This window comes from Blastococcus sp. TML/C7B (genome assembly GCF_016612845.1).
Lineage (GTDB): Bacteria > Actinomycetota > Actinomycetes > Mycobacteriales > Geodermatophilaceae > Blastococcus.
This window is the reverse complement of sequence record NZ_JAEOAA010000001.1, coordinates 2208744-2221591: the sequence shown is the minus strand read 5'-3', so window position 1 is coordinate 2221591 and position 12848 is coordinate 2208744. Positions and strand designations below refer to the sequence as shown.

Genomic DNA, 12848 nt, shown 5'->3' with positions numbered 1-12848 from the left:
CGGCAGCCTCCCGCTCCACGGGGCGACGGTCCAGCCCCTCAGCGCATCTCCCCCGCCCCGACGTACGGGAACGGGCTGGTGAGCAGGTGCCCTTCGGCGAAGCGGGAGAGCCGGAAGTCCGACTCCGGGACGTCGGGGTGCGAGCTCTTCCCGTCGACGACGAGGTCGGCCACCAGCCGGCCGACCGACGGCGAGATCTTGAAGCCGTGGCCGCTGAAGCCGGCCGCGACCACGAGGCCCTCGACGGGGGTCTCCGAGATGACCGGGTTGAAGTCCGGCGTCACGTCGTAGCAGCCGGCGTAGGTGCCGCTGACCGAGGCGTCCTCCAGCCCGGGGAAGCGGTGCGCGACCTTGCCGACGGCCATCTCCAGGAAGTCGTCGGTGGCCCGGTTGAGGTAGGCGTCGGGGTCGGCCGGTTCGGGCACCGACAGGTCGCTGTTGCCGAACAGCAGCTGCCCGCCGCTCTCGGCGCGGATGTACTGCAGCGACACCAGGTCGGAGAACACCGGCACCGGGCCCAGGTCGGCACCGGGGTCGAGCAGCACGATCGCCTCGCGGTGCACGCGGACGGGCAGGTCGATGCCCAGCGGCGCGAGCAGGGCGACCGACCACGGGCCGGCCGCGACGACGACGGTGCCCGCGGTGACGGTCGAGCCGTCGGCGAGCCGGACGCCGGTGGCCCGCCCCTGCTCGACCAGCACCTCGGTCACCGCCGTCCCCTGCCGGATGCGGACGCCGGCCCGGCGGGCGGCCGCGGCGAACGCCTGCGCGGTGCGGTGGGCGTCGCCGTACCCGCCGCGCGGCTCCCAGCCGAAGGCGGCGAAGTCGTCGAGGTCGGCCGCGGGCCAGAGCCGGGCGACCTCGTCGCGGTCGATCTCCTGCGTGTCCACGCCCAGTGCGCGCTGGTTGGCCAGGCTGGCGCGCAGGGAGCCCACGTTCTCCGGGCCGACGCCGACGACGTAGCCGGTCTGCGTGAAGCCGACGTCCTCCCCCAGCACGTCCTCGGCGTGCTCGAAGAGGTCCAGCCCGGCGTGGGCCATCGCGGCCAGCGACGAGACCCCGTAGTGGCAGCGCACCACGCCGCTGGACTTGCCGGTGCCGCCGGAGCCGACGGTGTCCCGCTCGCAGACGACGACGTCGGTCACGCCCCTGTGCGCCAGCGCCCAGGCGGTGGCGACGCCCTCGAGGCCGCCACCGACGATCACGACGTCCGCGCTGGTCACAGCCCCCGCCCCGGGATCCACGAGGTCCCGGCCAGCGGCACCCGTGCCATGGCGGCGGCCTCGATGGTGAGCGCGACGAGGTCCTCCGGCTCCAGCGAGTGCAGGTGCGCCTTGCCGCAGGCGCGGGCGATGACCTGGGCCTCCATCGTCATGACGCGGATGAAGTTGGCCAGCCGCCGGCCGGCGAGGACCGGGTCGAGCCGGGCGGCCAGCTCCTCGTCCTGCGTGGTGATGCCCGCCGGGTCGCGGCCGGCCTGCCACTCGTCGTAGAACCCGGCCGCGGAGCCGAGCGCGCGGTACTCCTCGTCCAGGTGCGGCGAGTTGTCGCCGAGCGCGATCAGCGCGGCGGTGCCGATGGCCACGGCGTCGGCACCGAGCGCCATGCACTTGGCGAGGTCGGCGCCGTTGCGGATGCCGCCGGAGACGATCAGCTGCACCTTCCGGTGCAGCCCCTCCTCCTGCAGCGCCTGCACCGCCTGCGGCAGCGCGGCCAGCGTCGGGATGCCGACGTGCTCGATGAACACGTCCTGGGTCGCCGCGGTGCCGCCCTGCATGCCGTCGAGCACGATGACGTCGGCGCCGGCCTTGGCCGCGAGCTTGACGTCGTAGTAGGTGCGGCTGGCACCGATCTTGACGTAGACCGGCTTCTCCCAGTCGGTGATCTCCCGCAGCTCGCGGATCTTGATCTCCAGGTCGTCCGGGCCGGTCCAGTCCGGGTGCCGGCAGGCGCTCCGCTGGTCGACCCCCATCGGCAGGGTGCGCATGCCGGCGACCCGCTCGGTGATCTTCTGGCCGAGCAGCATGCCGCCGCCGCCGGGCTTCGCGCCCTGCCCCAGCACGACCTCGATCGCGTCGGCGATGCGCAGGTGGTCGGGGTTCATCCCGTAGCGCGACGGCAGGTACTGGTAGACGAGGTGCTTGGACTGCCCGCGCTCCTCCGGTGTCATGCCGCCGTCCCCGGTGGTGGTCGACGTGCCGACCTCGCTGGCGCCGCGGCCCAGCGCCTCCTTCGCCCGGCCGGAGAGCGCGCCGAAGCTCATCCCGGCGATGGTCACCGGGGTGGACAGGTGCAGCGGGTAGGCGGCGTTGCGGTCGCCCAGGACGACGTCGGTGTCGCACCGCTCCCGGTACCCCTCGAGCGGGTAGCGGGACATGCTCGCGCCGAGGAAGAGCAGGTCGTCGAAGTGCGGGACGCGGCGCTTGGCGCCGCCGCCGCGGATGTCGTAGATGCCGGTCTCGGCGGCGCGCTGGATGCCGGCGATGGTGGCGCGGTCGAAGGTGGCGGACTCGCGCAGGGCGGGGTTCGGGCTGGTCACGGGGTCGTCCCCTCAGTACGCCGAGGCGTGGTCGACGGAGAAGTTGTAGAGCCGGCGGGCCGAGCCGTAGCGCCGGAAGTCGGCGGGGTCGGCTGCCATGCCGGCGGCGGCGAGCAGGTCGGCGAGCTCGGCGCGGTGCTCGGGCCGCATCTCCTTCTCGACGCAGTCCGCACCCAGGGACTTCACCGAACCGGCCACGTAGATGCGGGCCTCGTAGAGCGAGTCGCCGAGCGCGTCGCCGGCGTCGCCGCAGACGACGAGCCGGCCGGCCTGGCCCATGAACGCGCTCATGTGCCCGACGTCGCCGCCGACGACGATGTCCACGCCCTTCATGGAGATGCCGCACCGGGCGGCCGCGGAGCCCTCGACGACGAGCAGCCCGCCGTGGGCGGTGGCGCCGGCGGACTGGCTGGCGTTGCCGCGCACCCGCACGGTGCCGCTCATCATGTTCTCGGCGACGCCGACGCCGGCGTTGCCGTGCACGGTCACCGAGGCGGTCTTGTTCATGCCGGCGCAGTAGTAGCCGACGTGCCCGTCGATCTCCACGGTCACCTCGGCGTCCAGGCCGACGGCGATGCTGTGCCGCCCGTCGGGGTGGGTGACCCGCCAGGACGGCGTCGTCTCGGCGACGTCGGGAGCGTGCAGCGCCGCGTTCAGCTGCCGGACGTCGGTCACCGACAGGTCGACGACGGTGGGTTCCGGGCGGACCGGGGCCGCCATCAGGACGTCGCTCAGCGCTGCCATGCGTAGACCTCTTCCGGCTCGGGTTCGAAGATGCGGGCGTTCTCGATGCCGGGGAGTCCGGCGAGGGCGCGGTACTCCGACGCCATCGCGACCCACTCGGGGGTCTCGGCGACGACGGCGGGCTTGCAGGCGATGGCGTCGCGGACGATCGCGAAGCTGTCCCTGGTGGAGACCAGCAGCGTGTAGAAGCCGTCGAACCGCTCGCACAGGAGCTTCAGCGACTTCTCCAGGTCGTAGCCCGCGGCGAGCTGGGCGGCGACGAACCGCGCACCGACCTCGGAGTCGTTGTCGGAGTCGAAGACCGCGCCGCCGGCGACGAGCTCGCGGCGGATGGTGGCGTGGTTGGCGAACGAGCCGTTGTGCACGAGGCACTGGTCGGCGCCGACGGAGAACGGGTGGCAGTGCGCCGGGGTGACGGCGGACTCGGTGGCCATGCGGGTGTGCGCCACGCCCTGAAAGCCCTGGGCCTGGGCCAGCCCGAACTCGGCGGCGAGCAGCTGCGGGTGGCCGACGCCCTTGAGGACGGCGACGTCCTCGCCCGAGCCGATGACCAGCACGTCGGGCAGCGCGGCGCGGACGGCGGTGACGAGGGTGTCGACGTCGACCGGCGCGTGCACGACCAGCGTCTGGCCGGCGTCGACCACCGTGACGTCGGGGACTGCTCCGCGCAGCGCCGTCGCCACCTGGTCGGGGGCCGTCGTCCCGGGGAGGAGGGAGACCGAGGCGTGCCCGGGCGGTGACCACCGGGGGTCGCCGTAGACGGCGACGCCGGCGGAGTCCGGGCCGCGCTCGGTGACCTGGCAGAGCATCCCGGTCAGCAGCTCGCCGAGCCGGGGGTGGAGGGAGGGCTCCCGCAGGTGGAGCCCGACGATCCCGCACATGAGTGTTCCTTTCTGGTTCTCGGTAGGCGCGGGTCAGAAGGCGGTGACGTAGCGGTCGACCTCCCAGCTGGACACCTGGCCGTGCCACTCGAAGAACTCGTCGCGCTTGAGCCCGGCGAAGTAGCTGCTGACCCCGGGGCCGGCGGCATCGAGGGCGCCGGCGACGACGGCGTCGGCCTCGAGCTGCTCGACGGCGTGCAGGAGGGTCGGCGGGAGCGGGTTGCTGCTGGTGGCGCCGGGGTCGCCCGGGTCGAGGTTGCGGCGGATGCCGTCCAGGCCGGCGGCGAGCGCGGCCGCGGCCGCGAGGTAGGGGTTGGCCGAGCCGTCGCCGCCGCGCAGCTCGACGCGGTTGCCGTCGGGGACGCGCAGCAGGTGGGTGCGGTCGTTGCCGCCGTAGGTCGCCGTCCGCGGGGACCAGGTGGCGCCCGAGCGGGTGGAGGTGGCGCCGGTGCGCTTGTAGGAGTTGACCGTGGGGGCGAGCACCGCCTGCAGGCCGCAGGCGTGGTCGAGCAGGCCGGCGACGAAGGAGTAGGCCAGCGGGCTCAGACCCAGGCCGCGCGAGTCGCCGCCGTCGGGGAAGGCGGGTGCGCCGTCACGCCACAGGCTCAGGTGCAGGTGCAGCCCGCTGCCGGTGCGGTCGGTGAACGGCTTGGGCATGAAGGTGGCGGTCATGCCGCGCTCCTCGGCCATGACCGAGAGCAGGTACCGGAGGGTGACGACGCGGTCGGCGGTGGTCAGGGCGTCGGCGTAGGCGAAGTTCTGCTCGAACTGACCGTTGCCGTCCTCGTGGTCGTTGGCGTAGTTGCCCCAGCCGAGGGAGTTGATCGCCTTGGAGACCGCGGTGAGGTGCTCGTACATGCGGGTGAGGCCACGGGCGTCGTAGCAGGGGCGCTCGGCGGTGTCCTTGGCGTCGGCCGGCCGCAGCGTGCCGTCCGGTGCGCGCTCGACGAGGAAGTACTCGACCTCGGCGCCGACCTTGAGCTCGAGGCCCAGCTCGGCGGCCCGCGCGATCTGCTGACGCAGGATGACCCGCGGGGCGTAGGGCCACGGCGCGCCTTCGACGTGCGGGTCGCAGTGCACGATCGCCAGGCCTGGTCGCAGGAACGGCACCGGCATGTAGGACGACGGGTCCGGGATCGCCATGAGGTCGGGGTCGCGCGGCTCCTGCCCCATCGCGCCCACGGCGTAGCCGGCGAAGCCGACGCCGTCGGTCTGCAGCTCCTCGACCGCCTCGATCGGGACGAGCTTGGCGCACGGCTTGCCGGTGAGGTCGACGAAGAGGGCGAGGATGAACTCGACGCCGTCGGCGCGGGCGCGCGTGGCCAGGTCGGGGGTTGTCTCCGCGAGCGGCGCCTCGGCGGTGCGCGGGACCTGCTCGAGGACCGGCGGGGCGTCGGGGCGGGCGGCGGTGAGCGACACGGGGACCTCCGGCGAGCGCTGTTCACTGCTGTGAACCTCTGTCGCATAGGAGTAGACGGGGGCTCCGTTTCGCCGGCGTTACCCCTGCGGGGTTTTCGTGTTGCGTCGTGTCCCATGAGCTCGTTCGCGTGCTGGCGCAGCCGCACCCCGGCCGCGGCGGACCGGCTGCCCGCGGTGACCGCGGGGACCGGCTCGCCGGGCGGGCCCGACCGGGTAGCACCACCGGGCGAGCTGTCGAGAACTTCTCGGCCCGCAGGCCGCTGAGCAGCGAAAATTGTCAGACCCTCTCCGTAGCTTGGCTGCATGACGGTGACCGCGGAGCAGCCCGAGGGCGGGTTGATCGAGTGGTTGCTGTGGCGGGAGCCGTCGGTCGAGCGGCTGCCGGTCCAGCGGTTGACCACCGAGCAGAAGGTCACCGAGCTGCAGCGGGTGCGGGCCCGCAAGGCGATGGACGACGCCTACGAAGGCCGAGCTGCTGATGGCGCTGGCCGCGGACCGGCCCGACACCGACGACCCGCCACCCGGGCATCCCGGCGCGCGGCGCCGCGGCGGTGGCTCACCGGTGCCGGGGACGTCGGAGTTCCTGCCCGACGAGGTGGCGCTGGTGCTGAACTGCGGGCGCCCGTACGCGGTCGGCCTGCTGTCCGATGCCTTCCAGCTGGTGGCGCGGATGCCGGCGGTGCACGCCGCCTGCGCCGCGGGGCGGCTGGACTGGTTCCGGGCCCAGGTGTTCGCCGACGTGCTCGCCGGCGCCATGGATGAGGTCGCTGCCGCGGTGGTGGCGGCGGTGCTGCCGGAGGCCGCGGGCCTGTCGTCGGGGAAGCTGCGCAACCGGCTGGTCGCGGCGGCGATTGCCGCGGACGAGGAGTTCGCCGAACGCCGCCGCGTCCAAGCCGAACGCCGAGCGGCCGTGCGCATCTACCCGACCGGCGACGGGATGTCGGCGCTGACCACCGAGGCCCCCTCGGCCGTGGCCGCGGCGATGTGGTCGGTCATCGACCAAGCCGCGCAGCTCGCGCGCACCGCCGGGGACGACCGGCCGATCGGGGTGCTGCGCGCCGAGGCGCACGCCGCCCTGGTGCTGCGCACCGGCGACGACGGCCGCCCGGCGATGACCGGGCACCTGACGATCACCGCTCCGCTTTCCGCGCTGCGGCGGCCCGGGTCCCCGGGAGGGATGGGCGCCGCCGACTCCGCGGGAGAGGCGGGAGCGCGAGACGACTACGGGGCGGGCGCCACCGGGGCGGGCACCGACCCACGGCAGCTGGGCGAGGGGATGCCGCAGCTCGGCAGCATCCCGATCACCGCCGCGCACCTGCGCGAACTGCTCGCCCAGCTCGGCGCGCTCGGCGTCCAGGCACCGCCCGGCGGCAGCCTGGCCGTGGCGCTGACCGACGACGACGGCGCGCTGCTGGCCACCACCACCCCCGCCGAACTCGCCCGCCTCGCCGCCCGCGGCTGCACCACCCACGGCCGCGACGCGGACTGCTCCTGCCCCGCCCTCGGCCCCCCACCCGAGGTCCCTGGCTATCACCACACGCCCGCGCAGGAACGCTTCCTGCGGCTGCGCGACCGCACCTGCCGCCACCCCGGCTGCGGCCAACCCGCCGGCCGCACCGACGCCGACCACGTCCTCGCCTACAACTGCGGCGGCAGAACCACCTGCCAGAACCTGTGCTGCCTGTGCCGCACCCACCACCGGCTGAAGACCTTCGCCCGCCGCTGGCGCTACCGCATGCACCCCGACGGCACCCTCACCGTCACCACACCGTCGGGCGTCACGAGGACCACCCGCCCACCCGGCCTGCGCCACCCCCAGCAGCAACGAGCCCTGCCCTCACCCCGACCCAGCCCGGTCGCCGAGGACACCCCGCCCTTCTGACCCCCGACGGGGCGCACGGATGCGTCATCCCTCAGCCCGGAACGACGCATCCGCGCACCCGGTCGACGGCGCGCTACCGACGTGCGCGGCTCACCGCGACGGCCAGCGCCAGAGGGGACGGTCGAGCATGCCCTGGCCGTCGACGCGCGTCTCCCCGTTCTCCTTGACCAGGTGCAGGTCCGCGACATCGGCGCCTTCCGTGGCCGCAGCCAGCAGTCCGCGCAACGCGGCGGAGTGCGTCACCACCACGACCTGGGCGCGAACGGCCGCGCTCGCCACCATCTCCGCCAGAGGTGGGAGCAGGTCGGGGTGCAGGCTTGTCTCGGGCTCGTTCAGCACGAAGAGCTCCGGGGGCCGCGGGGTGAGCAGCGCCGCCGTCCAGAGCAGGAAGCGCAGCGTGCCGTCGGAAAGTTCGGCGGCGTCCAGCGGCCGGAGCAGCCCGGACTGGCGCAGCCGCACCCGGAACAGCCCGTCCTGGTCGACGACCTCCAGCCGGCTGCCGGGGAAGGCGCCGGCCACTGCTGCGTCGAGCTCCTCCGCGTGCCCGAGCTCGCGCAGCGTCTGCAGCGCCGAGGCCAGGTCGGCACCGTCGTCGGCCACGACCGGCGTGAACGTGCCGGGCTGGGCCCGGCGCGCCGGAGCCCCGGCATCGGTGCGGAAAGAGTCGTAGAACCGCCACCCCCGCACCCGGTTGCGCACCCGCAGCACCTCGGGTGCGCTCTCGATGTCGGACACCTCGGCCAGCAGGCTGTCCTGCCGGGCCAGCCGCCGGCCCGTGTCGAGCCATCGACCGTCTTCCCGGGTCATGACCGCCGACCCCGCGCGCCGGCTGAGCAGGGCCGCGGGGCGCAGCACGGGGCCGGCCCAGACGACCTCCTCCTTGATCTCGGGGTCGCGTTGGAACATCGAGGTGCTGTCCGGCACCGGGAGGCCGAAGTCGACGGCGTAGCCGAGGTCGTCGCCGCCGAGCCCGATCCGCACGGCCACCGGCCGGGTGCGCACCGAGCCGGAGAGGTCCTCGTCGTCCGCCGCACGCTCCGGCCCCGCCCAGAGGACCGATGCGATGCCACCCTCGGCCGCGAGGGCCCGCACCGCTCCCCCGTCCGCGGTGGCTGCCAGCAGTCGCAGCACCCGGTAGAGGTTGGACTTGCCCGAGCCGTTCGCGCCCGTGACGACGGTCAGCTGAGCCAGCGGGACCACCAGGCTGCGCAGCGAGCGGTACCCCTCGACCGCGACCGTCTGCAGCACCGCACGACCGTAGCGGGGCGGCCCGACGCGACCCCGCTAGCAGCACCCCGGACGGGTTACCCGCCCGTTACGTTCTCGCTGCCGCGCCGTTCGGGCCTGGCCCTCCGACCTATGCTCGACCGGTGGAGGTCACCCCGGAGCCCGCGGCCACCGCCCCGGACGAGACGCCGAGCGGCCACCTCGAGGACGTCATCGCGATGCGCGTCCGCGAGCTGCGGCTGGCCAAGGGCATCTCGCTGGCCGAGCTGGCCCGGCTGACCGGCATGAGCAAGGCGATGCTCTCCAAGATCGAGAACGCGCAGACCTCGTGCAGCCTCTCCAGCCTGGCCCGGCTGGCCGACGCGCTCGCCGTCCCGGTGACCGCGCTGTTCCGCGGCCTGGACGACCAGCGCGAGGCCGTGCACACCCCGGCCGGCCACGGCGCGCAGATCGCCCGCCGCGGCAGCAACGTCGGCCACCTCTACCAGCTGCTGGGCGCGCTCCGCGGCGAGCACAAGCGCCTCGAGCCGCTCCTGGTCACCCTCACCGAGGCCAGCGAGGTCTTCCCGCTCTTCCAGCACGCCGGCACCGAGTTCCTCTACGTGCTCGAGGGCGTGATGATCTACGGCCACGGCCAGGCCCGCTACGAGATGCACCCGGGCGACTCGCTGGTCTTCGACGGCGAGGGGCCGCACGGCCCGGCCGAGCTGATCGAGCTGCCGGTCCGCTTCCTCGCCGTCACCGCCTACGGCCACGTCTCCTGAGCCCGGACCGCACGACCGGGCACACCCCCGGGCACGACGAAGGGGCCGGCATCCCCCGCTGCCGGCCCCTCGCCCCCGCCGTGGATCAGCTGGTCGGCTGACCCTCCGCGGCGGACCGTGCCACCAGCGCCTCCGCCGAGGCGACGACGGCCTGCGGCGTGGGCGCGGTGCCCGGGGTCTGGACGCTCCCCTCGAGGTCGAACGCGACCTCCGCGTGCTGGTCGAGGTCGATGCCCGCCGCCTCCGCCTCCGGCGAGACCCGCAGCCCCAGCGTCTTGTGCAGGGCGAACGCGATCAGCAGCGAGACGGTGAAGCTGTAGGCCACCACCGCGACCGTCGCGATCGCCTGGTCGGCGAGCAGGTCCAGCCCACCGCCGTAGAAGAGCCCGGCGCGGCCGCTCGGCGCCTCGGCGGAGCCGAAGAAGCCGACCAGCAGGGTGCCGATGATGCCGCCGGCCAGGTGCACGCCGACGACGTCGAGCGAGTCGTCGTAGCCGAACCGGTACTTCAGCGCGATCGCCAGCGGGCAGAGGGCTCCGGCGATCGCCCCGACCGCCAGCGCGCCGAGCGGGGTCACCGCCCCGCAGGACGGCGTGATGGCGACCAGCCCGGCGATCGCGCCCGACATCCCGCCGAGCGTGGTGGCGTGCCCGTCGCGCAGCTTCTCCACCAGCAGCCAGGCGAGGATCGCCCCGCACGTGGCGTTGAACGTGGTCAGCATGACGACCGCCGCGCTGTTCCCCGCCGCCAGCGCCGAGCCGCCGTTGAACCCGAACCAGCCGAACCACAGCATCCCGGCGCCGAGGGCAACCAGCGGCAGGTTGGTCGGCCGGGCCTGCCGCGGCCAGCCCACCCGCTTGCCGACGACGAGCACCAGCGCCAGTGCGCCGAGGCCCGCGTTGATGTGCACCGCGGTGCCACCGGCGAAGTCGACGGCGCCCAGCGTGTTGGCGATCCAGCCGCCGGAGACGCTGCCGTCGGCGGAGTCGAACGCGAACACCCAGTGGGCGACCGGGAAGTAGACCAGCGCGGCCCACAGCCCCGCGAACACCAGCCACGGGCCGAACCGCACCCGGCTGGAGACCGCGCCGGCGATGAGCGCGGTCGTGATGACCGCGAACAGCGCCTGGAACACCGCCACCAGCGCCGGCGGCAGCGCGGCCGCCTCGTCACCGGCCACGAGCGAGCCCAGCCCGGCGTACTCGGTGACGTCGCCGAGCAACCCGGCGCCGCCGTAGGAGTCGCCGAAGACGGCGGAGAAGCCGAACAGGGTCCAGAGCATGCCCACGACCGCGACGGCGCCGAACACCATCATGATCATGTTGAGCACGCCCTTGGACGAGACCATGCCGCCGTAGAACAGCGCCAGGCCCGGGATCATGAGCGCGACGGCCATCGTGGCCGCGAGGATGAATGCAGTGCTGCCGACGTCCACGGGAACCCCTCGTTCACTGGTGGTGGTCGCTGTCAGGCGGCAGTAGACGGCCCGTGTGTTGCCCGCGCGGTCATCCCCGGTGACGTTCACGTGACATCGGGCGGGAACCGGGTGCGCCGCCCGTGACACGCTCGACGGCGTGACGACCAGCGCCGACCCCACCGCGACAACCCGCGCCGCAGCGGGCTACCTGCGCACCTGGCTCGAGACGCAGGCCGCGCACCGCCGGGTGCCGGGCGTGCAGGTCGCCGTCCGCTCGGGTGGGGAGCTGCTGCTCTCCGCGGCGGTCGGCGTCGCGGACGCCGGCACCGGCGCGCCGCTCACCACCGAACACCTCTTCCACGTCGCCTCGCACTCCAAGACGTTCACCGCGACCGCCGTCCTCCAGCTGGTCGAGGCCGGCCGGATGCGGCTCGACGACCCGATCGGCACCCACGTCCCCGAGCTCGCCGGCTCGCCCCTGGCGCGGGCCACCGTGCGCGAGCTGCTCGGCCACCAGTCCGGGGTCACCCGCGACGGCGCGCACGCCGACTTCTGGCAGCTGGAGGCGGCCTTCCCCGACCGCGCACGGTTGCTCGACGAGGTCCTGCCGGACGGCGTCGTGCACGGGCGGAACGAGCGCTTCAAGTACTCCAACGTCGGCTACGCGCTGGTCGGGCTCGCCGTCGAGGCGGTCACCGGCCGGCCCTTCGCCGAGCACGTGCGCGACGCCGTCCTCACCCCGCTCGGCCTGACCCGCACCGGCGCCGACCACGACCCGGCCCGCGCCGACGAGTACGCCGCCGGGCACACCGCGCTGCTGCTCGGCGCGCAGACCCGGCAGGTGCTCGGGCACGCTCCCACCGGCGCCTACGCCCCGGCCACCGGGTTCTGGTCGACCGCCGAGGAGCTGAGCGCCTTCGCCCAGGCCGCGCTCGTGCACGGCGACGAGCGGCTGATCCCGGACGACGCCAAGCGGGTGATGCAGCGGCTGGACTCGGTGGTCACCGCCTACGGCAAGGAGGTCGGCCGGTACGGGCTCGGCGTCGACCTCTCCACCGTGGGCGAGCGCGCCCTGGTCGGGCACAGCGGCGGCTGGCCCGGCCAGATCACCCTGACCCTCGCCGACCCCACCGCGGGGCTGGTCGTCAGCGTGCTCACCAACGCGATCGACGGACCCGCGCAGGAGCTCGCGCACGGCCTGGTCGCGCTCGTCGACGCCGCCCTCACCCCGCGCGCCGAGGTGCCGCCACCCCCGGCCGACGCCCCGCCGCCGAGCGCCTTCACCGGCCGGTTCACCGGCCTGTGGGGCGTGCTCGACGTCGCCGAGCTCGGCGGCCGGCTGGTGCTGCTGCGCCCCACGCTCGCCGACCCCCTGCACGGCATGGAGGAGGCGCAGGTGGTCGACGACGGCACGCTGCGGCTGGCAGCCCAGCCCGGGTTCGGGGCGGCCGGCGAGCTGGTCCGGCTGGAGCGAGACGGCAGCGGGACGGTGACCGCGGTGCGCCTGGGCGGGGTGACCCACCGCCGGACGGCGTCCCTCCCTGACGCGCTCGGGCGATGACGCGCTACCCGTCCCGGCGGGCGCGGACGGTCGCGGCGGTCCCCCAGACGGCGGCCGCGGCGAGCACCGCGGCGACGAGCAGCAGCAGGTTGCGGCCGACGTCGTGCGGCAGGGAAGGACGGGTTGCCCGGGTCCGCGCCGTAGCCCAGCACGAACGGGAACGCGACGAGCGCGAGCACCCCGGACACCGCACCGCCCACGACGGCGGCCGGACGGGCCGGGCGCGGCAGCAGGCGCACCGCGAGCCGGCCGAGGCCGATCCACAGCGGCGCGAGGACCAGGTCGTGGAGCAGCGCGCTGCCGACGAACCAGGTCGCCCAGGCGCGCAGCGGCACGTCGGTGGCGACCAGCCCCGAGGCGCCGTAGCCGACGGCGGCCAGCCCGGGCAGCAGGAGGAGCCAGCGCCACCAGAGA

Annotated in this window: 10 protein-coding genes; 3 read left to right on the top strand and 7 right to left on the bottom strand. The window is 74.5% G+C overall.

The window, feature by feature from the left end; genetic code table 11:
• Positions 1-38 precede the first annotated feature (38 nt).
• Genes JKP76_RS10795 through glnT form a run of 5 tightly spaced genes read right to left on the bottom strand, consistent with a single transcriptional unit; the run spans position 39 to position 5583 of the window.
• Positions 39-1223 (bottom strand): FAD-binding oxidoreductase, encoded by a 1185-nt coding sequence (locus JKP76_RS10795; RefSeq protein ID WP_200490823.1) that lies wholly within the window; start codon positions 1221-1223, stop codon positions 39-41.
• The gene (locus JKP76_RS23420) at positions 1220-2539 is read right to left on the bottom strand and encodes an FMN-binding glutamate synthase family protein (protein ID WP_309232914.1); all 1320 of its coding nucleotides are present in this window, start codon (positions 2537-2539) and stop codon (positions 1220-1222) included. Before JKP76_RS23420 ends, JKP76_RS10795 begins: the two co-directional genes overlap by 4 nt.
• A gap of 12 nt (positions 2540-2551) precedes the next feature.
• A complete protein-coding gene (locus tag JKP76_RS10785; protein WP_242471263.1) occupies positions 2552-3283 on the bottom strand; it encodes a hypothetical protein in 732 nt (243 codons plus the stop codon).
• On the bottom strand, positions 3271-4164 hold the full coding sequence (locus tag JKP76_RS10780) for a hypothetical protein (RefSeq protein WP_200490822.1): 894 nt from the start codon (positions 4162-4164) through the stop codon (positions 3271-3273). The genes JKP76_RS10785 and JKP76_RS10780 overlap by 13 nt, the downstream gene beginning before the upstream one ends.
• 33 nt (positions 4165-4197) lie before the next feature.
• Complete coding sequence (gene glnT / locus JKP76_RS10775) at positions 4198-5583, bottom strand: type III glutamate--ammonia ligase (protein ID WP_309229813.1); 1386 nt, start codon at positions 5581-5583, stop codon at positions 4198-4200.
• 478 nt (positions 5584-6061) lie between these two features.
• Between glnT and JKP76_RS10770 the strand changes: the two genes are divergently transcribed.
• The gene (locus JKP76_RS10770) at positions 6062-7465 is read left to right on the top strand and encodes an HNH endonuclease signature motif containing protein (RefSeq protein WP_200490821.1); all 1404 of its coding nucleotides are present in this window, start codon (positions 6062-6064) and stop codon (positions 7463-7465) included.
• Between the two features lie 90 nt (positions 7466-7555).
• On the opposite strand, the gene JKP76_RS10765 is transcribed toward JKP76_RS10770, so the two are convergent.
• Entirely contained in the window at positions 7556-8713 is a 1158-nt protein-coding gene (locus tag JKP76_RS10765; protein WP_200490820.1) for an AAA family ATPase, read from the bottom strand.
• Between the two features lie 122 nt (positions 8714-8835).
• Here JKP76_RS10765 and JKP76_RS10760 point away from each other — a divergent pair, with 122 nt between their 5' ends.
• Positions 8836-9456: an XRE family transcriptional regulator gene (locus JKP76_RS10760; RefSeq protein WP_309229814.1), complete on the top strand. Its 621-nt coding sequence runs from the start codon at positions 8836-8838 to the stop codon at positions 9454-9456.
• Between the two features lie 85 nt (positions 9457-9541).
• On the opposite strand, the gene JKP76_RS10755 is transcribed toward JKP76_RS10760, so the two are convergent.
• Positions 9542-10891 (bottom strand): ammonium transporter, encoded by a 1350-nt coding sequence (locus JKP76_RS10755; protein ID WP_200490819.1) that lies wholly within the window; start codon positions 10889-10891, stop codon positions 9542-9544.
• Positions 10892-11030: 139 nt separating this feature from the next.
• Between JKP76_RS10755 and JKP76_RS10750 the strand changes: the two genes are divergently transcribed.
• Positions 11031-12434, top strand: a complete 1404-nt coding sequence (locus JKP76_RS10750; protein WP_200490818.1) for a serine hydrolase — start codon at positions 11031-11033, stop codon at positions 12432-12434.
• Positions 12435-12848 lie beyond the last annotated feature (414 nt).

Excerpts from the sequence above, each read along its gene's own strand:
- JKP76_RS10785 (WP_242471263.1), bottom strand. The coding sequence starts at position 3,283 with ATGGCAGCGCTGAGCGACGTCCTGATGGCGGCCCCGGTCCGCCCGGAA.
- JKP76_RS10780 (WP_200490822.1), bottom strand. The coding sequence starts at position 4,164 with ATGTGCGGGATCGTCGGGCTCCACCTGCGGGAGCCCTCCCTCCACCCC.
- JKP76_RS10770 (WP_200490821.1), top strand. The coding sequence starts at position 6,062 with ATGGCGCTGGCCGCGGACCGGCCCGACACCGACGACCCGCCACCCGGG.